The organism is Micrococcales bacterium (assembly GCA_009784895.1).
GTDB lineage: Bacteria > Actinomycetota > Actinomycetes > Actinomycetales > WQXJ01 > WQXJ01.
Genome location: WQXJ01000022.1, coordinates 12,069 through 37,844, shown reverse-complemented (window position 1 = coordinate 37,844; position 25,776 = coordinate 12,069). Strand labels below are relative to the sequence as shown.

Genomic DNA, 25,776 nt, shown 5'->3' with positions numbered 1-25,776 from the left:
GGCTCGCCTACCAAGGTTCGATGGGTTTGCAGAACCTGGCAGCCAGGTTTGTTGAACCGCCGCCTAGCGTTGAGGGGCTGGATTTCAGTGTTTGGGTGACGCCAGGTAGTTTGTCGACGGGTAATGATGCGGCGACGGTTCGGGTTAAGGCTCAGGATCACATTTTCAAGATTCCGGCTGGTGGTTTGGCTGCGAAGTTGAAGGCTTTCGGGCCGGCTGGTACCGAGTCGTATTTGAGTGTTTCTGAGTTCGTTGAGACCGAGCCTGGGGTTTACGAGGCGGCCGTGACATCGACCGTGGTTGGCAACTACCGGGTTGAGGTCTATTTCAGTTACACCGGTCCGGTCACCTCAAGAGATGACGGTTTCCGGCTGACCGAACTAGAAGCACCGGACCTGAATGATGTGGCCCATTTCGTGGCTTGTTGTTCCCCGCCGCAGGTAGCTAGCGCGGTGTTGACGGTTTCGTCTGGCCAGGTGCTGAGTGATGGTGTGAGTGTTCACACGGCCACGGTGACGGTGACTGACGAGAATGGCATGGGTGTGCCCGATGTCGCGGTGTCGTTCGCGGTTAGTGTCATGTCTCAGATTGTGGGCTCGGAGGCGACGCCACCCAATTCCCTGACGGTTGAGACTTCAGCCTTGGGTGTCGCCCGGATTGAGATAACGTCACCGTGGGCTGGGCTTGCCTATGTTACGGCTTCCTTGCCACCCGGCATCGGCGCCGTGACCGTCGAAAACTCGCCCGCCCAGATTGACTTTACGGATCTCCACGGACTACTGACCACGGCTCGGTATACCTTGAGGGTGTCGCCTGATGCGGCGCGCGACGATGGTAGGGACACTGTCACAATCACGGTCACCGCGCACGACGCTGCCGGCAAACCGCTTACAGGCATAGCTGACCGGTTGACTGTTCTACTGCTAACAGACAATGGGGCCTTACCCACGGTTTCTAGATTTGCCGAGACTGCGACACTTGGGGTTTATGTGGCTACTGTGACGTCGCTTTCGCCTGGTGCTTTCCGGATCATGGCCTTTGTCGAACTTGGCGAGCCGGGTACGCCTGGCGGGAATAGGCGGCAGGTGACCGAGTTGGCCTTGCCAAATCCAAACGATGTGGCCAATTTCTACCGACCCCACGGCGATTGGTGGCCCACCTGGTGGATCGAGCCATGCAACCCGATCACTGCGTCCCATCCTGCGGTTTTGGCTGACGGTGTGGACTGCTACGTAGTGAAGGCCGATCTTGATCATCCGAGAGTGCTGGAACCAGAGAGGCCCAGGCTCGATAACACCGGCACTAGGGCCATAACCTCGACACCGGCAGGGGCGACGTTCGGCACTCCGGTCGAGACATCGCCGGGTCACTGGAGTATCAAGGTGACCGCGACTACGGCAGCGGATTACCTGGTCGGGTACAGCAACTCTGACTATTGGTTGACCTCTATTTCCTTGGAGGCGAAGTTTGAGCCGAGCATCCCGGCGGCGTTGGAGTTGTCATTGGCGGCACCGGTTGAGGCGTCGTTGGTTCATCTTGAACCGCAGGTAATCAGGGCGACAGTGTCGACGGATGAGACGCCACCGGTTTTGACTGGTGGGGTTGATGTGGCCTTTACGGTACCGGCGGGGACGTCAGCGACCGGTTGCACCGAAGCTGAGTCGGTTGATGGTGGCCCAGGTGCGACCTGCACGGTCACTACTGGCACTAGTGTTGACCTGCTGGGTGTGGCAGAGATGTCATTGTGGTCGGCTGATCCAGGTTCCTATCCGGTGACCGCCCAAATTGCGGGGGAGTCTTCGACCGCAACGTCGGTTTATGCCTCGTTCTACGAGTTGATTATCCCGGCGGCCACCGAGTGGTTTGAGGTCTCCGGCACACCGGCTTCCGCGGATGGTGTCCAGACGGTCACCATAACGGCCCATTGGATTGACCTGGTTGGCTCCCCGGTGACTGGCAAGGCGGCGAACTTGCGGGCGTTTGGGTCGGCCGGGACTGGGTCCAATCTAGATATCTCTGAGTTCACTGAAACCTCGCCTGGAGTTTATGTGGCGACAGTGGCTTCAAGAGTGGTTGGCGACTACCGAATTGAGGTTTGGGCGAACCTGGATTCGGCTTGGCCTGACGAGGGTTGGAAAATCGAGAATCTGCCCGGCCCTGATATGGCCCGGTTCACGGCCTGCTGCAACGAGCCGTTGGATCTGGCCAGTGCCGTGTTGGCGGTTTCGTCTGGCGTGGTGGTCAATGATGCGATAGGCCGGCACACGGCCACGGTGACTTTGACTGATTCGCTTGGTGGGCCAGTCCCCGGTGTAGAGGTGTCGTTCTCGGTTGACGGCGCGGCCAGGATTGTCGGTTCGACGGCCACGCCGCCCAACACCATGACGGTGCAGACCTCGCCTCAGGGAACCGCGCGGATCGAAATCACCGACCTGACCGCAGAGGTAGTCAACGTGACCGCGGCCTTGCCACCCGGCATCGGCGCAATCACGGTCGAAAACTCGCCCGCCCAAGTCGAGTTCGCGGCCAGCAGTTCCATGCCACAGGCCGTGGCGACCGCTTCGCTTGGCACCACACCCAGTGACGGCGTGGCCGCCCACACCGCCGTGGTTTGGGTCAAAGACGCCGCCGGCGCGCCGCTGCCCGATGTCACCGTTCGATTCACGGCCAGCGGCTCGGCTCGCATCGCCGGCGCCCAAGGCGCGTCACCAAACCAACTCGAGGTGGCGACATCGGCCATTGGGGCGGCCACGGTCCAGGTCACTGACGCAACGGCCGAAACCGTCAACCTGTCCATCACCCTGCCCGGTTTCCCAGAGGTAACCGTCTCCGGTGCGCCGCTGACCCTGGTGTTTGCCTCGATCGAATCCGGTCCTTCGCTGGCCGAATCGACCATCGAAACCAACCGTGGTTACGTCGAAGCCAATCTGGCTAACACCTTGGGTCGCGGCGCGGTAGACCAGGCCCGCCTGACAGTGACCCTGTTTGGGCCTTTGGGCAACCGGCTCAACCTGCCAGATGCCGAGGTGCGGGTGAGCACCGCCAAGACAGGCGTGGTGGTGTCCGATGCCGGCCTGGCCGCCCTAAACGCCGACGGCTCCTTTGGCGTCAGCGTCAGTTCCAGTTCGCCGGGGGACGCGGTCTTTGGTTTCACCGTCAACGGGACTGCGGCCAGTGGCACCGTCACGGTTAGGTTTGTCTCAACGCCGGCCGCCCCGACCTTCGCCACAGCCGTGGCCGGGCCGCGGGCCGTCAGCGGACGGGCCGAGCCGAACCATCAAATTCAGGTAGTCTCCGGTGCGACGGGCGAATCCGTCTGCATCACGTTCGCCAATGCCAGCGGCGACTGGACCTGCGAATTTGCCACCGCTTTGGCGCATGGTACCGAGCTGCTGGCCAGGTCGCAGAACCTGCAATACCTCGACCCGGCGGTCCACACCACCCCGGTGGCGGTGGCCAACCACACCTTCAGCTCGGCCCCGGCGGCGGTCAAGGTCAAGGCGACAACGCCACTTTTGAAGTTGCTTCCAACTGACGGCAAGGTCTTCAAAGGTCAGGCCGAGTCAGGTGGCACGGTAACGATCTCCAACGCCAGCGGCACAATCCTATGCAGTGTCACAGTTGGCACTGGCGGCAGCTGGTCATGCAATCTGGCTGCCGCCCTAAGCGAGGGTGGGATTGTCACCATCAAGTTCACCGACCCGGTTGGCAATTCGACCACAACCAGCTGGCGTGTGGGCCTGCCCAAGGCGGTGGCGGCGGTGATCAAACTGGTTGTCGGGGCCAAGCAAACCGTTACGGTCAAGAATCTTCAGCCTGGCGAGTCGGCTAGCGCAGTGATGAATTCGAAGCCGGTGGCCCTAGGCAGCCAGACGGCCGATGCCAATGGCGAGGCCACCTGGACATTTGCCATTCCGGCGGGCACAGATCCCGGCACGCACAAGTTTGTCCTGACCGGGGCCCTATCCGGCACAACTGAAGCCCAGTTCCAAGTGGTTGCCCAAGCTTCGACTGGGCCGCCGGGCAGCGGGCCTGGCAACGACCCGGCACCCGGCTCGGGTTCGGCTGCTGGCGCCGGCTCGACCAGCAACGGCTTGCCGTTCACCGGCTCAAACGTTGGCATACCGGCCGCGATCGCGGCGGTGTTGGTCGCGTTAGGCATATTGCTGATCGCGGCCCGCCGCCGGCGGGACCGCCAAGACAACGACTAGCCAGGCGATTGATTGTGGCGCCGGGCAGGGGCTTGCCCCAGCCCCGCCCGGCACCCAACTAGACCGCTGCCAGCAGAAGCTCGGACTCGCGGCTGACGTGCGTGGTTGGGTGGCCTGAGCCGGGTAGCGTTGAAGCCGCCCGCGACCGCCAACCGGTCGACTGAACGAGCCCAAACAAAAGGAGCAAGACTTCTTGACCAAGGCAGGCGAGCCCATCGACCAGCCACTGGCGTGGCCACTGCGCGCACTAAGGGCGGTTTGGCTGGGCTTGGCCCACGCCCTTGGCTCGCTGGCGCGCCGGATTGGCCAAGGCGCCCGCGCCCTGTCACCCGAACAACGCCGCGACGGCGGCGCCCTGGGCCTGATTTGCCTGGCCATAGTGGTGGCCGCGCAAAGCTGGTTTGGCCTCAGCGGCCTAGCCGGCAGGGCCATCGACTGGCTGGTAGCCGGGTCGGTTGGGGTCTTGAGCAAAGCCGTGCCAGTGTTGCTGGTGTTTATGGCCGTGCGGCTGATGCGGCATCCCGACCGGAAGGAAGACAATTCACGCATTCTGGTTGGCTTCCTGGCGATGGCGGTGGCGATCTGCTCGCTGATCGAGATTGGCCGCGGCCTGCCATCGCCCACCGACGGTTGGGCTGCCGTGCGTGGTGCCGGCGGCGCGGTTGGTCTGCTCGGATGGGGTGTGGCGGTGTTAGTCAACCGCTGGGTGGCCTTCATTTTGTTCTTGGTGCTGGGTTTGTTTGGCCTCCTGATCGTCACAAAGACACCTGTCACCCAAATACCGCGCCGTCTGCGCCAGGGCGTTAGAGCGCTCGGCCTTAGGGTCGGGTCCAGTGCCGGCCGGCCAAAGGGTGCAGATGGCCCGCGGGTGCCAGGCGGCTACGCGCATGATGAGGCCTACCGTTCGCCACAGGACCAAACTGAAGACGCCCTGGGTGAACCAGACGATGTCACCGATCTCCTGGTGACACCTGAAGACGGTGGCGAACTAGACGGAGCAGGGTTGCCAACCACTAACGGCGGCGCAGTCGACGCCGGGCCGTTGGTCTTGGGCGGCGCTGGCGCCCCGGAACCGGCCGGCACCAAGTTGATGCCTCAGGCCCTGCCTCCCGGCACTCAAGGCGAGCTCACCGGGGATGTGCTCTACGAGCTGCCGGACCCGAAGCTACTGGTCAAGGATCTACCAAAGGGTAAATCAATTGACGGTGCCGGCATTGTTGTGGCCGCCCTGGAAGAGGTTTTCGAACAGTTTTCGGTCGACGCCAGTGTCACCGGTTTCACCTGCGGGCCAACTGTTACCAGGTTCGAAGTCGAGTTGGGTCCGGGTGTGAAGGTGGAACGGATCACCCAGTTGCAGCGCAACATTGCCTACGCCGTGGCCAGCCCCGAAGTTCGGATCCTTTCGCCTATTCCAGGCAAAAGCGCCATTGGCATTGAAATACCAAACAAGGTGCGCGAAACGGTGCCGCTGGGCGACGTGCTGGCCAGCGGCGCGGCCCGGCGCCACGGTCATCCCATGGTGGTTGGCCTGGGCAAAGACGTGGGCGGCGGTTACGTCGTGGCCAATTTGACCAAGATGCCGCATTTACTGGTGGCCGGGGCCACCGGCTCCGGCAAGAGTTCATTTGTCAACGCCATGGTGGTCTCCCTGCTGATGCGGGCTGCCCCGGATGAGGTGCGGATGGTGTTGATTGACCCCAAGCGGGTCGAGTTGACCATCTATGGCGGCATTCCACACTTGATCACGCCCATCATCACCGACCCGAAAAAGGCGGCTGAGGCCCTGGACTGGGTAGTGCGCGAAATGGACGCCCGCTACGACGATCTGGAGAACTTTGGCTTCAAACACCTTGACGATTTCAACAAGGCGGTCAGAGCCGGCACCATCCACCCGCCGGAAGGCTCCAAGCGGGTGTTACGGCCCTACCCGTATCTGATGGTGGTAGTGGACGAACTGGCTGACCTAATGATGGTGGCGCCCCGCGATGTCGAGGCTTCAGTCCAGCGCATCACCCAGCTGGCCCGGGCGGCCGGCATCCACCTGGTCTTGGCCACCCAGCGCCCGTCAGTTGACGTGGTCACCGGTGTCATCAAGGCAAATATCCCTTCACGCTTGGCTTTCGCCACCTCATCCCAGACTGATTCGCGAGTGGTCTTGGATCAACCAGGGGCGGAGAAACTTGTTGGCCAGGGCGACGCCTTGTTCTTGCCCTACGGCTCCTCGCGCCCTCTGCGGGTGCAAGGCGCCTGGGTTGGGGAGAGCGAAATCCACGCCGTGGTGGACCACGTCAAGGGGCAAGCCCAGGCCGAATACCGGCCCGATGTGGTGGCCCCGGCCAATAAGCGGCGTCAAATCGAGGACGATATTGGCGACGACCTCGATTTGCTATTGCAGGCCGCCGAGCAGGTCATTTCGACTCAATTCGGTTCGACTTCCATGCTGCAGCGAAAGCTGCGGGTCGGTTTCGCTAAGGCCGGCCGGCTGATGGATTTGCTCGAGTCGCGCGGCGTGGTTGGTCCCTCTGAAGGGTCCAAGGCTCGCGATGTGTTGGTGCCGCCTGAATCGTTGGCACAGGTGTTGGCGTCGTTGCGGGGAGACGAGGCACCGGCCGGCCCGCATGAGGCCTCCGATGCCGCAGTTGGCCCGGCCCGCGCCGAGGCGCCGGTTGGGTCAGACCTAGGTGGGTCCGAGGGCCCGCCACAGCCGGGCTGACCTGCTTGGGAACCGGGCTGCCTGACGGTCGACAAGCCCACTGGACCTATTCCACCAGGGTGCCGATAATCACCATATTGTCCGTTGACGCTGTGTTCTGGCGGTTCTGGAGACAGGTGAAGACAACCAGCCGCTTTGGTGTGTTCTGCCAGAGCTGCCCGGTCTTGCCAACCTCAGGTTTCGCAATAATCTTGGTTTCGGTCACGGAATAGACCTGGTCGCCAACCACAATCTGGTCGCCCGGCAACACCATAGACCGCTGAGTTTCAATGTCGAACAGCGCGTTTCCGGGGGCCCAGCCGCCATGACGCAGCGAGTGAGCGGCGATGTAGACGGTGCCCTCCGTAGCGTTTTCGACCCAGACCCCAAGATTGGAGACCCAGTAGGCGGAGGTGAAGCCGGGCGGACCGATCCGTCCTTTGACCGCTGCCGTTTGACCGAGCGGGACGTCAAGCCTGACTGACGGAACCTTGAAACGCAGGCCAATGTCGGATTCGGCCGTCGGGTCGTCGATAATGGCATCTGGGTCGGGGGTGACGAGATTGCCGTGCATATCGCGGAGCGCACCGGCCGGCGACAGGGCTGACCTAAACAGGTCTGACTGCCATAAGGCTAGGCCGCCGGCGGCGAGCAAAAGGATAGACAGCAATGACAAGACGAAGCGCTTCTTGGATCTGTTTCTGCTCGACGGCTGCCTATCCTTTGGCCCTTGATCGGTGTTGCGCACCGGCGGCCGGTCCACCGGTTCAGGCTCTTAGCTGTCGACGAACCAACCTGATCGCCACTGCCATCAGCAACAACCCGACCGCCAGCGCAAACGGCAACCCTTGGCCCACAAGCTGGCCGCCCGTGGCGACCAGAGGTGGTCCAAACGGCGGCGTCGGTGGCGAGGGTACAGGGACCAGCGAATAGGTGTTGATAAACGCCTGGCCATTTGGGTAGGTGACGCTTGCCACAAGGTTGCCCTGGCCGTCGTCTACCACGGTAACCACCGCTGTGCGGGGATTCGGGTCCGGGCTTACCCCATTGGTCACAGTTGAGGGCCGGGTCTCCATAACCGAGTACCGGAAAACGCCCGCCTGGGTGATGACGATGGGTCCAAAGCCGAATGAGTTCCGGTTGGCCCGGGTCACAGTCACTGACGACGCAGGCGGTAGCGGTGCCGTCTGTGTCACTGCCGTGATCCTGAACTCGAAAGAGTCTGCCGAGGTCCAAGCCCGGCCCGTCAGCGTCTTTGTGAATAACAACGAAACGGTGGCCGCGGTTGGCTGATAGAAGTTGACGAAATCGCGGTTTATGGGGAAGGCGATGCCGTCATAGTCGATCGCGGCGACAAGGTTGCCCTGTCCGTCATCGGTCACGGTAATTGTGACGATGGAAGGTGTCTGGTCGATCACCATCCCGCCAGGTAGGGGACTTGGGGTGACTTCTGCCACGGCGTACTGGAAGACGCCAGTACTGCTAAAGGTGATATCACCAAAATCGAACGGGGCCGTATTACCTGATTGGTCGGCGTAACCGACCGTGATGTCAGTAAGCGCGGGCATTGGCGCCCCCAGTGTCAAGGCAGTGATGGTGAAACTGAACTCGTCTTGTTGGGTCCAAGCCCGGCCTGAGAGCGTCTTGGTAAACGTTGGTCTGGCCTGAACCGCCGCCGCCAGGTAGGTGTTGGCAAAGGTCAGCAATGGAGTGGGGTCGGTGCGCGAATCGTAACTGACCGTGCCACCGGCCGAGCTGGTCACGTCCGTCAACACGTAGATGGTGCCGGTAGCCGGGTCGAACTGGGGGGTAAGTGTGACCGTGAAAGTCGTGGTGTCATGGGTGACCCCGCCCAAAGCCGGAGTGGTCGATTCGACCACGGTGTAGGTGAAGGTCTCACCTAGGTCGTCCTGGGTGAAGGAGAACTGGGCTGGCAAATGAGTGTAGATAGGGTCGCCGGTGCCGTTGGCGTTCGTAAACGGCACCGTGCATGGCGGCGGTGACGGCAGCGACGCTTTGTCGCAGGCGGCTTGGTCTAACCCCGTCAGCGTGAACGAGAACTCACCTATCGCCAGGTCACGGCCGGTCAGGTCTTTCCACAGGTTCAGCCCGGCGAAGCTATGGGTCGCCTGGTAGCGGTTGACAAACTGGGCTGTGGCGTTCTGCGAGTTGCGCAGTGTCACATCAGCCTGGAGCTGGCCGGCGGTGGTGCCACCGGTCACAACCACGTCGAAAATGGCAGTGTGGGTGTCGTATGTCATGCCGTTGGTTGGGCCGGTGCGACCGGTCTCAGTCAAGGCGAATTGGTAGGCGCCCTGCTGGCTGAGAGTAAGGGCGAAGCAGAATGGCGCCTGATTACTGGTTTGGGCGGTGGAGTCAACTGTGACTGTGGCTTCTTGGCCGGTGACCGTGACACCAGGACAAGTCGCTGAGCTTGTGTCAAAGGCAATGTCCCCGCTGGTCAGCGCGTCAGTGGTGGCCTGGTCGTTGGCGGTTAGCGTGAAGCTGAACGAGTCGGCAGTGGTCCACGGACGGCCTTGAAGAGTCTTGACTGCTTCTAAGAAGGCGTCGACGTCGTCAGGGGAATAGGTATTGACAAACAGGCGGTCATCCTCACTGGTAGCCGCCCAGGCACCGGCGGCGGTGGGGTCGCAGCTGCCAAACGGGGCGGCCGGGGTAATAGCCGCCTGGGTCGTGACGCAATTGGTCACCGCCAACGTAATATCACCCGAGCCTGGGTCGGTGGCGACAGCGACCTGCCAGAACCAGACGGCATCGGAAACGGTGACGTTGGGCGGCACGCCGGACCCGGATTCGACGGCGTTGAAAAAGAGGCTGTGCCCAATGTGGTCTGGGGTGTAGATGACGGCCGGGGAGTGGATGGCCGAGCCGGCCGAGGCCACCGTCACCGGGCCCGGATCGGACGGGTAGAACAGTGGCGGCGGCACCGCCGGGTTGCCCCCTGACTGGAGGTCGGCCCCGAGGTAGCTGAAGGTGAAGTCGAAGGAGCTGGTTGGGGTGCGCAGATTGCCTCCGGCCAGCGAGTTGTCGCTGATCATCTTGGTGGCGGTCAACGGCTCGCTGATGGCATTCGGGTCGTAGGTGTTTTCGAATTCGGCTTCCGTGACCAGCGCGGGCGGAGTGATGGGCAGGCCATTGTGGTCGACTGTCTGCGTCCACTGTTCCGTCGCCACCAGCTGGCCGCTGCCATTGTCGGTCACCGTCACCGTCCACTGGAAGACCGCCGCCGAATGCGAGATCCCCGGTGTTGGGTTATCGATGACCTCTGAGATCGTAAAGGTGTAGACGCCCGGTGTGTCAAAGGTCAGGCTTGGGAACGTAACCGTGCCTTGGTTTGTAGTGCCAATCTGCTGGAAGGTCTCGACATCGCATTGCACGGCGCTGCCGGTACCGGGCAGGGGGTACGGGCACATCCTGGCCTGGAACACGTCACCGGCCGCCCACGGCCGCCCGGTCAGAGTCTTGGAGGCGTTCGCCGCGATATCAACTGGGGCGGCCGCGTAGGTGTTGACAAAACTGGCGGTAGAGGTGTCCGGTGCGGTGATAGTCCCGCTGGTGGTGCCCCCGGCGGGCTGGGTGTTGGTGAATCCCGGTGGCAGTGGCGCCTGCTCGCTGACCGACCAGTAGGTCGAATCAGGCAGGCCGTAGATTATGGCTGTTTGCTCAGCTGTGATGGTTAGGCTGTCGCCATCGGCGATGGTGCCGGGACAACTGACAGGCAAGGTCAGGTCCGTCTGGTCAAAGATGCAGTAGTCGAAGTCGCCCACGATAGGGGCGCCGGCCGCGTTGTCCTCCCGCAGGTTGACCGTGAATGTGAAGGGGGTGGCCGGATCGGGGTTGAGCCCTGGCGCGGCCTGCACCGTCTTGCTAATGGCCAGCTGGCCGGGCAGGTTGTAGGCCAGGAAGGCGTTGTTGCCCAGTAGTCTGGTCGGAACCTCGGAGGTGAACTGGGTTAGCCGGGCATAGGTGGCGGTGTCGGTTAGGTTGCCGTACGCGCCGGTGGGATCGGCGCAGGTTGGCCCGCTTGTATCCCAGCCTGAGTCGCCAGGCAGGCACTTGACTGCGTCCAAGTCGCCAGGACGGGCGAAATTTAGCAGGCCAGCTGGTGCTGTCATCTGGCCACCGACGGCGGCGATCTGGTGGGTGGCGTCCTCGGCCGCCGCCAGTTGTGCCTTGGTTGTGGCCAGCGCATCGGTGCGCACCGCCACAACGCTGTTGGTGGGCGGATCATCGTAGTAGTAGACGGTGTTGCCGTAGTAAACCGTTGCCGCGTTGGGCAGGGCGTTCCAGTCAGCCAGGGTCAGTGGGACTGTCAAGTTCGAGTCGGCGAATAGCGGAGTGTTGGTGCCAAAACGGTAGAACGGATTAGCCATCGCCGGAGTGAAGACGGCAATAGAGAGTGGTGTCACTGTCCTGCTTACGCCGCTGCCTGTGACAGTGAAATCGTCGGAGTAGAACCGGACCTGCCCATTGGTGTCGGTGTTTGCGGCCAGGTATGCCGCCAAGGCCGTGCCGTCACCGGGCTGCGCCCCACTGGCGGTGTTAAGTGACAGTGGGTTGGCGATAGCGTCAGCCACACCTGGTTTGGGTGCCACCTTGAAGAAGAGATGGACCGGCCGGGAAACGTAACGTTGCATCGACACTGGAGTGACGCCGCTGGCCGAAGACCTCAAGGTGACCACTGAGTCGTTTATTGGCAGCAATGCGGCCGGAACCTGGAAGGTCACCACGTCCCCAGTGGCCAGCGAGGCGTCACGTCTGACCTCAATAACAATGCCTGCCACGTTTTGGGGCCCGGCTAGGATGTTCGCCTGGTAGGTGCCGGTGAAGGTGTATCTCGTCACTCCAGGGCTGGGTGTTGTGGCGCTCGGAGTCGAGAAGTGTACCGGATCGCAATTATCAAGGTCCGGGATGGATTCTGGGTTCGAGCAGAAGGTCAACAGCATCGATGATGGATCGCTGACCTGCATGAACGGGCCAAGCTGGTCGGTCATGGTAACGAAACCGGAGGAGGTGGCGTTTTGGTCGCCTTCGATCAGGGTTGGATACTGTGGCGTTGAGTTGGTAATGGTCTGGATAATCTTGTTGAAGGCATCGATCAGGTCGCTGGCCGTGTTGGCCGAATAGTAGGCGTCGTTGTAGCCCATGCCTGCACTCAAGGTCACGTCCGGCACGTTGGGCTGCCTGGGGTTGTAGATGGCAAAAGGCGCCGTTGGCTGGTCCAAGTAGACCCAGGTGCCGCCGGTGGTGGCCGTTCCGACCACCTGGACGTGGGCCCGGCCAGTGGGCGAGGCCGCGAAACTGGTCCAGGCGGTGTTGAACCTGGCCGCGGCGCCAGTGGCTCCAGGGGTCATCTGATGCACCGGGTCGAGGGTGGCCAGGGCGACTTCTCTACCGTTTGGGCTCAATGCATCGATGCCAAGACCAACGGTGTAGACGGCGGCGTCTACTTGAGGTAAGCCATTGGCCTGGTTGAAAGTTGGGTTGTTGTAGACCGCCGTGATTTGGTTCTTTAGCAGCGCCGCCGCCAATGCCGCCCTAAAACCGTTGCCAAACGGCACGTTGTTGGGGGCCGCTGGCGGCGCAGACGGCCCTTGAGTGGCAGTAGACGTTGGGTTGTACCAATTCGAGTCGCTATAGGACAGAGTTGGCTCACCGTCAGTGAACATGATGACGTTCGGGTACCGCTGGTTTGCGCCAGATACATTGCTCGAGGCCTGGCCCGTCAAGACCCGCATACCGGTGACAAAACCGGCCTGCATATTGGTCGACTGAGCTGTGGTGCCGCCAATCTGGAGTCGGTTGGTGGCGGCAGCCGGGCCGAACTGCAGAAACATGGCGGTGCCGGTACCGGTTGGCGGTTGAAACAATACGTAATCACCGGCCGCGTTAATTGGAGTCGGTGCGGCCAGGGGTAGCAGCAACCCCGCCCCGGTGCCGAACTGCACCAGAGCGACCCGATTGGCACTGTTGGCGGCCATTATGGTCTTTATCGCCAAATTGACGGACTGCACCATGGCATAGGCCCGTGAGTTTTGGTAGGTGGCTGCGGTGTTGCAGTTCAGGCTGCTGTCGACGCACTGGTTCATCGAGAACGAATTGTCGAGAACCAGGACTAGGTCGACCGGCACCGGCTGCTCTTCAATGATGTGCCGGGTAGAGCCCAGTGCCGACAGGGCCACGCCCAGTTCATCGGCACCCAAGGGCAACGTGTCGGTAGGGTCCATCACAGGGTGGCCGTGTGTAGTGTCGATGTCATCACTGAACGTTGACTTGTCGGTCCAAATCCGGCCAGGGGTGGTGACTTGCTGCAAATACTCCTCGGTGTTGTATTTGGCCGGATAGTCTTGGTAGGTAGCAGGGTCAGATACCTTTGCGGCTGGGTCTGGCGTGGGTGGGGCAGCGCTCGCAGTTGGGGTAACGCCGCTGAACACTAGGGCAATACCGATACTGGCTGACGTCACCCAAGCCAAAGATAATTGCCGCCCAAACTTGGAACCCATCATCCTCATTCCCCTGTTCCCTGGGATGCATCAGGTTGCGTCATCTGTCAGTTACACCGCCGCGAACCACCTGTCCAACAGGCGCGAATGCCTCCGGGCACCTGGCAAAAGGAGCTGTTCTGCCCTGCAAGCCGTAAAGAGTCATTCTACCTACCTCCAGCAGCAAAGGAGGCAGTGACCCTCAAGAATCGATTGTTGTAAGTGTCTTCGAGCGGGGCAGATGCCCCAATCCACCGCAGGTCAAGATGGTATTGGTGGCCAGTCGCAGCCCAACTGACCTGCGCGCCGGTAGGCTACAGAGCGTGTCCAGCGTGCCTGAGGTTGACCGGTCCTCAGCCCCGGTAGTCAACGTCGCCAATGCCCTAACGGTGTTGCGGCTGGTACTGGTGCCCGTTTTCCTGGTTGTCTTCTTCAAAGGTGGCGAAGGCCAACTGAATTGGCGCCTGATCGCATGCGGCGTTTTCCTGCTGGCTGCGGCAACCGACAAGCTGGACGGCTTTTTGGCACGTTCGCGGAACTTGGAAACTGACTTTGGCAAACTGGCTGACCCGATAGCTGATAAGGCACTGATGGCAGCGGCGCTGATTGCCTTGACGATCAATGGAGAGCTGTCGCTCGTTGTGGTGGTGCTGATCTTGCTGCGCGAGCTGCTGGTGACCGTGGCGCGACTAGTGGTGGTGCGCCATGAGGTAATCCCGGCAACGGCCGGCGGAAAGCTGAAGACCGCCTTGCAGGTGGCTGCCGTTGCGCTGTACATATTGGCCAGGGCTTGGCCCACCTATACCTGGCTCTGGGCGATGGCAGCGGTCACAATGATTCTGGCCGTGGCGGTGACCGTGGCGACTGGTTTTGCGATTCTGGCGCGAATCTGGACGGTTTGGCAAGAACGGCGGGCAGCCAATGACCCGTTGGCCAAGGTACTTGAGGAGAAACAAGGAACCGGTGACGTCACCACCGCCGATGTCAAGGCTGACCGGCCAGTTGAAGGCTGGGAAGACGACCAAGGATCCAAGGCCGCGGTCAAGGCGCCGGCCGAACGCGGCGGTCCTAGTGGCATTGCGGCTCCTAGCTGGTCTGAAGTGGAACGGCCGGCCGGGATAGCCAGTTCGGCGTCGCGGGCCAAGGTGTCCCGGCCGCTAAGGCAGGCAGAATCGGCCAGGCCGGCCACCCCGATCAGGCCGGCCAGCCCGGTCAAACCTGAACAGCCGCCTCGACCAGCGACAACGCCTCGCCCGGCCCAAACACCACGACCAGCCCAAACACCACGACCAGCCCAAACACCACGACCTGCGAAAACGCCTGGCCCGGCCCAGTCGCCAGGCCAAGCCGAAGCAGTTTCGCCGGCGCGGCCAGCCACGCCGATCCGGCCAGCCACGCCGATCCGGCCAGCCACGCCGATCCGTCCGGCCAGGCCAATCCGAACGCCGGCACCTCAAAGACCAGCTCGTCCTGTCAGGCCAGCGCCGCCGGTTCTGCCTCAGCCGTCCCCAGTGCAGTTGCCCGCCTTTGGTGCTCCGGTCCCGGCCGAGCCGGCCGGGCCTGAGGGACCGGTTCAATTTGGGGGTGGGGCTCCAGCCACAAAGGCACCTGGTTTTGGTCAACCAGCCGCGATGGAGACCACTGGGTCACCTCCAACCAGCCAACCGCCCGGTGCGCCAGATCAGGCAACTTTGGCCGAGATCCGGCGGCGAACTGAAGCCCTGCGAACCCAGCTAAGAGAGGATCTGCCGGCCGGCCCACCGTTGACTGCGCGGACCGCACCGCCTGGTCAAGGCCAGGCCGGGCCAGGTGGCGAAGGGCCGGCATCGGGCGCCAGATTCCAGCCCTCTGTCGAAGAGCGGCTGGCCCGCCTGCGCCAACGGGTCGGTTTGAACCCGGATTCCTCACAGTCCCCAAAATGAAAGGAATAAGTCAGTGGCACCTTGGCGAACGCCCGGCAGCCTTGACAACGAAGGCCGGGCCAACCAGCTGATCGAACTGTTGAGGCAGCGCTCACTGACGGTGGCCGTGGCCGAATCGCTAACCGGTGGTCTGCTAAGTGCGTCAATTGTCGATGTGCCCGGTGCCAGCGATGTGTTCCGGGGTGGTGTGGTGGCCTATTCGCCGGATGTCAAACATCATCTGCTGGCGGTTGACGGGGAGTTGTTGGAGGACCGTGGCGCTGTAAACGGCACCACCGCGGGGCAGATGGCGCTAGGTGTCCGGCGCGTTCTTGGGGCTGACGTGGGTATTGCTACTACTGGCGTGGCGGGGCCGGACCCGGCCTATGGGCTTGAACCTGGCACGGTCTTCGTGGCCTGCTCCTGGGCCAAGGACACTCCGGCAATCCGGGCTTTGCGGGTCGAAGGCGACCGGGCTCAAGTCCGGCTGTTGACCGTGACCAGGGCACTCGAGCTGGCCGATGCCACAATTAGGCAAACCGAAGGAATATAGGCGGCCGGTGCGGCGTTTGTTAGTAATGTGAACAAACTAGTATCGAACCAGACAACTGACCGTAATGGACATGCCGCCGTGAAGCGGTACCGTATTACCAACAAGATGCCGGCTAGGCCGCAGACCAGCCAAGCTGTCGCGAATCGAAACCCGGTGGAAGGGGGTGCCAAGCCAGCCATGTTGCTCAGAGACGAACTGGGGCAGGTTCTACGTTCTGTGCGGCTGAGCCAGCGCCGCACTCTGCGCGAGGTTTCTTCCGCCGCCAAGGTCTCGCTGGGCTACCTCTCTGAGGTCGAGCGGGGCCAAAAGGAAGCTTCTTCAGAGCTCCTGGCCGCCATTTGCGAGGCCCTTGAGCTGCCGCTTTGGGCAACTCTGCGTGAGGTCGCCGATCGGATGGCGCTGGCAGAGGACAATTGGATTCCTGACACCCCAGAGGGTTTGCTGGAAGCCCGTAACCGTCCAATGGCTGGTGTGCGCTAGCCCCATGGCGCTTTTAGCTGATGCCGGTCCTGACTGGGCCGGCATCTCGCCCAGGCAGTGTGCAGCCGCATCGTTAGGCACGCACTCCGCATCTCCGCCCACCAGCGCTTCGCGCGGACCGCGCCAAGGCGACCGGAGCCTGGTGACTCAAAACGTCTCCAAGGGCCGGCGAATGGCACTTGGTCCCTGGTGGCCAACAACCGCTGGCGCCTAATAGGCCTACCGTTCCTGGCAGGTGGGGCAGTAGAAAGCCGGGCGGTCAAATGGCGCCGAACCCACCATCATGACTTCGATACCCGTGCCGCACAACCGGCAGGGCAAGTGTTCACGGCCGTGGACCATTGTGATCCAGCCGGCTCGAGTTTGGCCGGTAGCGGTGGGAGAAACGGCCGCAACCGAACGGTTCAAGATCCGCCCCGCGTAACTCAACAAACCGGCCAAATCCTCGACTTGATTGGCCGGCCGGTTGGGCCTGACTTGCCATTTGAAGAGCGACTCAGCCATGTAAATGGTGCCAATTCCAGCCACCAAGCTTTGATCCAACAACGCCGCACCAATCCAGCGCTGGCCCTGGCTCGACAGCCTTTTGGCCGCCTGGGTCGGATCGAAATCGCTAGCCATGACATCCGGCCCCAGCGGCTTGAGGAGACGATCAACGTCACGAGTTCGCAGCAGGTCAGCCATACCCAGGCGCCAGCCAATAGCCACCCAATCCTGATTGCCGATTACGGCCCTGGCCTGCCAGGACTTGGCTCGCCCGGTCGGATTCGGTCGCCCGGAAACAGCCCGCTCGATTCGCCAAGAACCATCCATTCGCAGGTGGGAGCGGAAGGTGAAACCGTCGTCAAAGTGCATCATTACGTGTTTGCCGTAGGCCTCGATACCGGTGATGGTGCGCCCGGCCAGGTCGACCCCACCCAGTGTGGGCCAGCGCAGTAGACAGTAGATCACTTCGCGGTCCACCATGGCCTGGCCCAAACGGGCGGCTACCCGGCGCAGAATATCGCCTTCAGGCACGGCCAGACCTTAGGGTCAGGCCGGCCGGGGTGACGGCAAACCCGGCATGGACCAGGGCCAAGACTGAGTCTTGGCGTTCGGCGTAGGCCGCCAGCGCGTCTTCGCCATCAAGCCTGGCCACCTTCAGCGTGGGTAACCGGCCTGCCTTGACCGCCTGGACCAGGGCCAGTGCCGCCTTGGAAACCGTTTCAGCTTGGCCAAAACTGAGCGCAGTTTTGCCGCCGCGCTCCAAATACAACGACAGTTGGCCATCGACCAAAACCACCAAAGCCCCAGCCGTCCGGCTGGGCCGGTGGCCACCAGCCGCTTCCGTCCATGGCAAGGCCGCCCCGTATGGGTTGGCCGGGTCAGCCGAGGCCACAATGATGACTCCACCCGATTCGGCCGAGGCTCGCAACTGATCCGGGCAAGGCGGCAGGGCGAACTGTGAGCCGCCCAGGTGCTCGACAAAGTAGCCCCGCCGAACCGAACCAGCCTGCTCCATCGCTGCCAACACCGGATAAAGCTGGGCAAACGAAGTCTCCAATTTGACCGCGCCGCGGGTCAGCACGCCGTGGCGCTCGAGCAGGCTGGTCGCGGTGGCCGCCAGTCCTTCCTCAGCGGTGATTGCCAAGGACTGGCCGGCCGGGGTTGGCGCCAACGACCAACGGCCAACCAGCCTGGGATCACCGAGGTGGGCGGGTTCAAGCGAACTCGAAGCGCCCTGCGCCGCCTGGCCCAGAGCGCGCCGGGTCAGTAGCGTCCGGCTGCGCGGCCGGCGCTTGGTTCGGTGGGCCGTCTTGCCACCGGCCAGGAACGCCCTGACCGGTGCGAATGAGTCACCGGTGAGCCAGCCGCCCCAAACCAAATCCCACAAAACCGAGCGCAACTGGTTCGAGTCGATCTCTAGGCGGCGAGCCAGCTCGTGGGCAGTAAAGGCGCCACCGTGGCCTAAAAGTCCAAGCAAGGCCTGGGCTGTGGGGTCCTCAGCCGGTTCAACATCTGCCAGGTAGGCGTCGTCAGTGCTGGTCGCCAGCAATCTAATGGTGCCGTCGGTGCCGGTGGTTTTACCCTGGCCGACCCAGGCGACCTCGCCAGAAGTAATCAACTCGTCCAACATGGCCGGTTCATAATCCGTCACCCGAGCGGTCAAAACCACGGTTTCGATTGAACTGGCCGGCAGGGGCGCCCCGGCCAGGGTGTTGATGGCCTGCAGCACGCCATCGGCCCCGCGCAGCCGCCCCAACTTGTGCCAAACTGCCGCGAACTGGGCCAAGGCCGGGCCTTGCACCGGCTCGACTTGCCGGCGCAAAACGGCCAAGGAGCGCCGCCTGGCGCGGGCCATGATTTCCGGATCGCAATAGTCCCGGCCGCCGCCACCGCCGGCTTCAACCGGCCGCAGCCGGCCGGCCACCGCCTTACCCGCCCTGACCAGGGCTTCGAGTTCACGCTCGGCCACTGCCAGGCCAAGGCCAAACTCGCTGGCTACTTGGGCTGCCGTGAACGGGCCATGATGGCGCAAGTAGCGCCGCAACAAGCCACCCAGAGGGTCGCTGACCGGTTCAAGGAATGCCTCGGCCAGCCCGGCAGGCAAGGCCACGCCAAGGCCATCGCGTAGGGCGGCGGCGTCTTCGACCACCGCCCAGCGCTGGTGGGCCCCGATCCTAACCTCGATCACCCGCCGCTCGGCCACCAGGCTGGTTATCCAAGCAGACCAGGACCCTTCGCAAGCCGCCTCCAACTGGTCTGAATCCTGCGGACCAAGCCCGCGCAGCAAATCGACCAGGCCCTCAGCCGTACTAAGGCGCCGGTCATCGCTCCGGTAGGCCAGTTCGCCATCCAAAGCCAGGATCACATCCGCGTCGAGCAGATCGGCCGGGTCGCTGGCCTCCCCGCGGCCCAGCAATTCGGCCAGTAAGTTCGGGTCAAGTGATAGGGCCGCTGCCCGGCGTTCAGCCAGAGGCGCGTCACCGTCATAGAGGAACTGCGCGGTGTAACCAAAGGTCATCGACTTGGCAAAAGGCGAGGCAGTGTCGGTCTGGACCTCAACCACCCGGACCGAGCGGTCGTCGACCGCCCGCATCAGCCGTTCCAGCGCTGGTACGTCGAAGTCGTCTTGGAGGCATTCGCGGACCGCCTCAAGAACAATGGGGAAGTCATCGAATTTGGCGGCCACCTGCAATAACTGGTGGGCTCGGTGACGCTGCTGCCACAAAGGTTGGCGTTTGCCGGCCCGGCGCGGCAAGGTCAGTGAACGAGCCGCCGCCTCACGAAAACGGGCGGCAAAGTGTGCGGTCGAACTAATCGCCTCGGTCACCTGGGCGCTGACTTGGTCCGGGTCCAGCAGCAGATCGCCTACGGGTGTGGCCGCCTCATCCTCGACCGTTTCCGGCAGCCGCAGCATGATGCCATCGTCATTGTGCATGACCTGCGCATCCAGCCCGTAGCGTTGCTGCAGCCGCTGAGCCAGTACCGCCGCCCAGGCCCCGTTGACCTGGCCGCCCCAAACCGAATGGATCATCACCCGTCGGTCGCCGAGCTCATCGAGAAAGGTTTCGAATACCAAAGTTTGGTCGTCCGGCAACTGGCCGGTGGCCTGGGCCTGGTCGTCAAGGTGAGCTATCAGATTGGCTGCGGCTGAAGCATCCAGTCCCAGCGCCCTGAGATCGCCTACCGCGCCCGGCCCAGCGGCGTGGGTTTGGCGGACGAATTGCCCAATGCTGGCCCCCAACTCGGCCGGCCGCCCCGGCCCGTCTCCCCGCCAGAAGGGCAGACGGCCGGGAATGCCCGGCGCCGGCAAGACGTAGACCGCGTTGGGCGTGATCTGCATAATTCGCCAGGTCGACGAGCCCAGAGTAAAGGTGTCGCCAACGCGGGATTCATAGACCATTTCCTCATCGAGTTCGCCCACTCGTTTGGCGCCTTTGGAGGCTGGGTTTTCCCCGGCCAGAAAGACCCCGTACATGCCGCGATCCGGGATGGTTCCGCCGGACACCTGAGCCAGATGGGCCGCCCCTGGTCTTGGACTAAGTTCTCCGGTGGCCCTGTCCCAAACCAGACGAGGGCGCAGCTCGCCAAAATCGGCCGAAGGGTAGCGCCCGGCCAACATGTCGAGGACGGCCTCGTAGGTCAGTTGTCCAAGATGCTCGAAGTTAGCCGCCCCGCGCACCAAGTCCAGCAAATCGCCCAGCTGCCAGTTGTCCATGGCCACTGCCGCCACGATTTGCTGGGCCAGTACGTCTAACGGGTTCTGCGGCAGTGAGATCGACTCGATTTGGCCGGCTACCATGCGACCAGCCACCACCGCGGCGGGCACCAAATCTCCCAGGAACAGCGGATACATCACACCGTGAGAGACCGCCCCGACCTGATGCCCGGCCCGGCCAATGCGCTGCATAGCCGAGGCCACCGACGGTGGTGCCCCAACCTGGATCACCAGATCGATTGCCCCCATGTCGATGCCCAGCTCCAACGAACTGGTCGCCACCACCGCCGGCAACAACCCGGCCTTGAGCTGGTTTTCGATTTCAGTGCGGCGCTCACGGCTCATTGAACCGTGGTGGGCCAAGGCCACAGTTGCTTCGAGAGAGGCCACCGAGTTGGCCTGGGCGTGTTGCTCGGTGTGGGTCAGCGCAGTGGTTCTTGGGGTTTCGCCTGTGACCTGCTGGTAGTGCTCCTCGTTTAGCCGCGCCGCCAGGCGTTCCGCCCCGCGACGGGCGTTGGCGAAGACCAGCGTTGAGCGGTGCGACTCGATCTCGTCGAGCACGGCTTGGTGGACGTGAGGCCAAATCGAGGCCCCGCGCATGGCGCCGGCCGCGTCGCCGGTCAGGTCGCCTTCGATAACCTCTGGCAAGGTGTTGGCGGCCAGATCGGCCAGGTCCTCGACCGGTAGGCGGACCTCAATGTCGATCACCTTGTTGGCTGGCGGCTGGACAATCACTACCTCCCGGCCTGGCGGCCTTGGTGGAGGCCTGGCCTTGGCGTCCTTAATAGGTGGATCCGTGGGTGGCCTGGCCTGAGCTTCCTGGTCAGGGGTTTTGGCTGAGGTGCCTGTCCCAGTGGCCACCCCGTCGCCGTCGCCGGCCCCAAAGTCCAAGGGCCGGGGCTGGTCAGCTGGTCGCTCGGCCGCGCCGCGAATGAACCTGGCCACCTCCGCCACTGGTTTGACGGTGGCAGACAAGGCAACGCGTTGGGCCGGGGTAGCCAGCAGGGCGTCGAGCCGTTCAAGCGACAGGGCCAAATGAGCACCGCGTTTGGTCGCGGCCAGGGCGTGGATCTCGTCAATGATGACGGTTTCGACCCCGGCCAGACCAGCCCTGGCGCCGCTGGTTAGCACCAGGAAAAGCGATTCTGGTGTGGTGATAAGCACATCTGGCGGCTTAGTGGCAAACTTGCGGCGTTCCGAGGTGGGTGTGTCGCCGGTGCGGAGGCCCACTGCTACCTCCGGTACCGGCCGGCCGGCCGCCGCCAGCTGGTTCGAGACGCCGGTCAACGGCGCCCGGAGGTTTCTCTCCACATCGGTGGCCAGGGCTTTTAGCGGTGAGACGTAGACCACCCGGCAGCGGGCTTGGCGTTCGGCCGGGGGCGGCGAAGTCATCAAATGGTCGATGGCGCTGAGGAAGGCCGCCAAGGTCTTGCCCGAACCGGTTGGTGCCACCACCAAGGCGTGATGGCCAGCAGCAATGGCGTCCCAGGCGCCAACCTGGGCGGCCGTTGGAGCCTCGAAGGCAGCCTGGAACCAGGCCCGCGTGGCGGGACTGAAATGCTCCAGGCCGGATTTGGTCATGGATCAACTCTGCCACGGACCTACGACACGACCGCCGCCGGGTGAGGATGGAACAATGTCGAGGTGCGGCACAGCGAATTTACCGAGTCGATGGACCGAGCCTTCGGCGCCACCTACGCCAAGTCGTTGGCCAGTGATTTGGTGATTGGCGCGCTCGGCGGTCGAACGGCCGAGGAGGCCTTGGCCGGTGGTACGCCGCCGCGCCAAGTTTGGGACGCGCTCTGCGACGCGATGGAGGTTGGCGACGATTTGCGCTGGGCTTACCGCGCACCGGTTCCGCCCAAGCGGCGGCGTCAGGCGAGGTGAGCGCGGCGTGTCGATGCGTCCTGGTACATTTGTACGCGGTAGGATTTGTGAAGACCAGGCGGTCGTCCACAGGCCGGTCTGGCTTATGCGCCCGATGTCGGTACCTCGGTCTACCGTTTAGGCGTCGGGTTTTGAAGTACTCAGGTTAGGAGCCGCCAAATGGCAGCACAGGACAGAGACAAGGCGCTGGCCAGTGCTTTGGCACAGATCGACCGCCAGTACGGCAAAGGTTCAATCATGCGGCTGGGGGATGAGACGCACGCTCCCATCGAGGTCATCCCCACTGGTTCAATTGCGCTTGACGTGGCTTTGGGCATTGGCGGGCTGCCGCGCGGGCGGATCGTTGAGGTCTACGGGCCGGAGGCTTCTGGCAAAACCACAGTAGCTCTACACGCTGTGGCCAACGCCCAGAAGAACGGCGGTATCGCTGCCTTCATCGACGCCGAACATGCCCTTGACCCGGAATACGCCGCCAGGTTAGGTGTCAACACTGATGACCTGCTGGTTTCCCAGCCAGACACCGGCGAACAAGCCCTTGAGATTGCCGACATGCTGGTCCGGTCGGGGGCGCTGGACATTGTGGTGATCGACTCGGTGGCGGCCTTGGTGCCCAAGGCGGAAATCGAAGGCGAAATGGGCGATTCGCATGTGGGCTTGCAAGCCCGGCTAATGTCGCAGGCCATGCGCAAAATCACCGGTGCACTGGCGGCTTCCGGCACCACGGCTGTGTTCATCAACCAGCTGCGAGAAAAGGTGGGCGTTTTCTTCGGCTCGCCTGAGACAACCTCTGGCGGCCGGGCCTTGAAGTTCTATGCCTCGGTGCGTCTAGATGTGCGCCGGATCGAAACCCTGAAAGAGGGCACCGAACCGGTTGGCAACCGCACTCGGGTCAAAGTGGTCAAAAACAAGGTGGCGGCCCCGTTCAAACAGGCCGAGTTCGACATCCTTTACGGCCAGGGCATCTCGCGCGAGGGCGGGCTAATTGACCTGGGTGTTGAACACGGTTTGGTTCGCAAATCCGGCGCCTGGTACACCTACCAGGGTGACCAACTAGGTCAAGGCAAGGAGAACGCCCGCAGCTTCCTACGAGACAATCCTGACCTAGCGGCGCAGATCGAAGAACAGATCCTGACTGAGCTGGGAATCACAGAGGCCAGTGAGCCGGGCGCTGGCGCGCCCGGCCAGGTCGAGGCGGCCAAGGCCACCGCATCTGGGCCGGCCGGCCCGGAGGTCTCCTAGCTGAGCGGCCTGGCCGGGTGATGGTGCCAAAGCAGGGGACTGCCCGGCGGTCCTTTGGCCGTGACCAGGACGGGCATGAGCCTAGGGTGCTGACGCCGGCCCAGGCAGAAGGACTTGCCCGCTCTATTGGGTTGCGGTTATTGACCGCTGCTCCCAGGTCCAGGTCTCAGCTGGACGTGGCAATGACCAAACGCGGTGTACCACCTGAAGTAGCCGAGCGGGTGTTGGACCGCTTTGAGGAGGTTGGCCTGGTCGATGACCAAGCCTATGCCGACATGCTGGTACGCACCCGGCACTCCGAGCGAGGTCTGGTGGGCCTGGCCTTGGCCCAGGAATTGCGCCGGCGCGGCGTCGATGACGAAACCGCGGTGGCGGCCATGGCCCAAGTCAGCCCGGATGACCAGGCCACCAAGGCCGAGGCCCTGGCGGCGAAAAAACTGGCTTCAACCCGTGGGGTCGAGCCGCAGGCGCGGCTACGCCGGACTGTTTCGATGCTGGCCCGCAAGGGTTATCCGCCAGGTCTGGCCACGGAGGTGACCAGGCGTTTGTTGGAACAAGAGGAGATCGGTGATTAGGCAGTTGGGTTGGTGACCTGGCCCAAGAAGAGTGGCACCCCACTGTCAAGGTCGACAATGGCGAAGACATAGGGCTTATCGAAGCGGACCACTACCGGCTCGGCGCCGGGCAAGGCGGCTCCGGCCCTGACTCCGACCGATGTGGCAGCGGCCGCCTCGGTGCCGGCTTCGTCGACCTTGACCACGGCCTTGTGGGCTACCTCGGAGATGACCAGCGGCGCGTCAGGGGCCGCCTGGCCAAGACCGGTCAGATCGGCGGCATCGGTGAAGGCGTCGATCAGCCCCAAATCCATCAGCGGCCCGGCCAGCTTGGCCGATGTTTCCGATTCCCACTTTGGCAGGTGCAGTTCGACGCCATCGCGTTCCTGTGCTGCCGTCAACCAGCTGGCTATGGCCTGGCCGTCCCAGGCGACGTTACCGGGGCCACCGGCCGGCATGACCAAAAGCATGGCAAAGCGCCCACCTTCATAAGGCAAGACCAGGCCCTCGCCTGAATCAGACTTGAAGTAAGGCAAAGCCAAGTCGCTAGCCACCATTGTTGGTGCCTGCACCGTCGAGCCGTCTAGCAGAGCGAATGGTTCATCGGTGGTGGCAGCTTCGTCGAATGGCGTGACCCAAGCCCCTTTGAAGTAAAGGGCATTGACCAGGAAAGCGACGGCATCGGGCGTGACCCGGTCGACGATCTGCTGGATCAGGTGGTTGGTCTTGTCATAGACCCAGGCGTTGATCTTGTCTTTGCCCTCGGCCTGGAGGTCAAGCACGGTGGGTTCAGTCCGGAAAACCGAACGGGCTGTCTCGAAGAAGGCAGGATCCAGCTCGAAGCCGGTATTGAGCCAAATTGAATTGGCCACTGACAAGGTGGGGCCATCGGCAGCGGTGACGTATTCGGTCATCATGCCGGTGGCGATTTCGTTGATCTGCTCTATTCCGCCGCCCAGGAGCTGTTCAAATTGGCTGGCGGTATTGCCTCGGGCGCCGTTGCCGGTCAAAGCCAAGGCCAGGTAGACCGAGACTGGCGAATAGCTTGGGTTGGCCGGGGAGGGATCAGCCGCCGCCAAGACCAGCGGGAACAATGGCTCGCTCAGCTGGGCCATTTGCTGGCCGGAGTTGGTGGGGAGGGGGCCTTTGACCATGGTGCCGATTCCGCCGGTCGACGTGGGCCGGTCAGTGCCGTGTGGGATGGCTGTGTTTAGGGTCCTGGCAGGGCTGGAGCCGCAGGCTGTCAGGGCAAACAGCAGCCCGGTCGCCAACGCTCCGGTGGTTATTGTGGTGCGAAGCTTTCCAGAGCGTGTGACCATGAGGCTCACCCTAGCGACCGGGCACAATAAGGGAAAGCCAAGTCGACCTCCCCTACCATGATCCACATCGCAAACCTGTACCCCGATGAACGCGCCAACCTTCACATTTCTCGCGAGGTTGAGGTTCCGCATATGCCCTAGGGCGAGGGCTGGCACCGGGCAGCAGCCCAAAGCACAGCGTCACTCCCGTTTTCCCGCGAGGTTGAGGTTTCGCATAAGCCCTGGGGCGAGGGCTG

At 62.9% G+C, this 25,776-nt stretch carries 13 protein-coding genes; 8 read left to right on the top strand and 5 right to left on the bottom strand.

Features of this window, described 5'->3' with window-relative positions; genetic code table 11:
* The first annotated feature begins 20 nt into the window (after positions 1 to 20).
* Both FWD29_05530 and FWD29_05525 read left to right on the top strand, forming a co-directional pair.
* Positions 21 to 4,211 carry an Ig-like domain-containing protein gene (locus tag FWD29_05530; GenBank protein MCL2803398.1) on the top strand — a complete coding sequence of 1,397 codons (4,191 nt, stop codon included), beginning with the start codon at positions 21 to 23 and terminating at the stop codon, positions 4,209 to 4,211.
* A 193-nt stretch (positions 4,212 to 4,404) separates the two neighbouring features.
* Entirely contained in the window at positions 4,405 to 6,924 is a 2,520-nt protein-coding gene (locus FWD29_05525) for a DNA translocase FtsK (GenBank protein ID MCL2803397.1), read from the top strand.
* 46 nt (positions 6,925 to 6,970) lie between these two features.
* Here the strand turns inward: FWD29_05525 and FWD29_05520 are convergent, their stop codons facing one another.
* Entirely contained in the window at positions 6,971 to 7,579 is a 609-nt protein-coding gene (locus tag FWD29_05520) for a class F sortase (protein ID MCL2803396.1), read from the bottom strand.
* 91 nt (positions 7,580 to 7,670) lie between these two features.
* Positions 7,671 to 13,388 (bottom strand): hypothetical protein, encoded by a 5,718-nt coding sequence (locus tag FWD29_05515; GenBank protein MCL2803395.1) that lies wholly within the window; start codon positions 13,386 to 13,388, stop codon positions 7,671 to 7,673.
* Between the two features lie 341 nt (positions 13,389 to 13,729).
* On the opposite strand from FWD29_05515, the gene pgsA reads away from it, so the two are divergent.
* From pgsA to FWD29_05500, 3 genes are all read left to right on the top strand, one after another.
* Positions 13,730 to 15,328, top strand: coding sequence for a CDP-diacylglycerol--glycerol-3-phosphate 3-phosphatidyltransferase (pgsA, locus tag FWD29_05510; protein MCL2803394.1), 1,599 nt, complete (start codon positions 13,730 to 13,732; stop codon positions 15,326 to 15,328).
* A gap of 13 nt (positions 15,329 to 15,341) precedes the next feature.
* Positions 15,342 to 15,860, top strand: coding sequence for a nicotinamide-nucleotide amidohydrolase family protein (locus tag FWD29_05505; protein ID MCL2803393.1), 519 nt, complete (start codon positions 15,342 to 15,344; stop codon positions 15,858 to 15,860).
* Between the two features lie 177 nt (positions 15,861 to 16,037).
* Positions 16,038 to 16,340, top strand: a complete 303-nt coding sequence (locus FWD29_05500; protein ID MCL2803392.1) for a helix-turn-helix domain-containing protein — start codon at positions 16,038 to 16,040, stop codon at positions 16,338 to 16,340.
* A 219-nt stretch (positions 16,341 to 16,559) separates the two neighbouring features.
* On the opposite strand, the gene FWD29_05495 is transcribed toward FWD29_05500, so the two are convergent.
* Both FWD29_05495 and FWD29_05490 read right to left on the bottom strand, forming a co-directional pair.
* Positions 16,560 to 17,357: an Fpg/Nei family DNA glycosylase gene (locus FWD29_05495; protein MCL2803391.1), complete on the bottom strand. Its 798-nt coding sequence runs from the start codon at positions 17,355 to 17,357 to the stop codon at positions 16,560 to 16,562.
* Positions 17,350 to 22,122: a DEAD/DEAH box helicase gene (locus tag FWD29_05490; protein MCL2803390.1), complete on the bottom strand. Its 4,773-nt coding sequence runs from the start codon at positions 22,120 to 22,122 to the stop codon at positions 17,350 to 17,352. Before FWD29_05490 ends, FWD29_05495 begins: the two co-directional genes overlap by 8 nt.
* 63 nt (positions 22,123 to 22,185) lie before the next feature.
* Between FWD29_05490 and FWD29_05485 the strand changes: the two genes are divergently transcribed.
* From FWD29_05485 to FWD29_05475, 3 genes are all read left to right on the top strand, one after another.
* Positions 22,186 to 22,428, top strand: a complete 243-nt coding sequence (locus FWD29_05485; GenBank protein ID MCL2803389.1) for a DUF3046 domain-containing protein — start codon at positions 22,186 to 22,188, stop codon at positions 22,426 to 22,428.
* Positions 22,429 to 22,587: 159 nt separating this feature from the next.
* Positions 22,588 to 23,667 (top strand): recombinase RecA, encoded by a 1,080-nt coding sequence (gene recA, locus FWD29_05480; GenBank protein MCL2803388.1) that lies wholly within the window; start codon positions 22,588 to 22,590, stop codon positions 23,665 to 23,667.
* A gap of 182 nt (positions 23,668 to 23,849) precedes the next feature.
* Positions 23,850 to 24,242, top strand: coding sequence for a RecX family transcriptional regulator (locus tag FWD29_05475; GenBank protein MCL2803387.1), 393 nt, complete (start codon positions 23,850 to 23,852; stop codon positions 24,240 to 24,242).
* Here FWD29_05475 and FWD29_05470 read toward each other — a convergent pair.
* Positions 24,239 to 25,540 carry a serpin family protein gene (locus FWD29_05470; GenBank protein ID MCL2803386.1) on the bottom strand — a complete coding sequence of 434 codons (1,302 nt, stop codon included), beginning with the start codon at positions 25,538 to 25,540 and terminating at the stop codon, positions 24,239 to 24,241. The two genes, FWD29_05475 and FWD29_05470, sit on opposite strands and share 4 nt — an antisense overlap.
* Between the last annotated feature and the right edge of the window lie 236 nt (positions 25,541 to 25,776).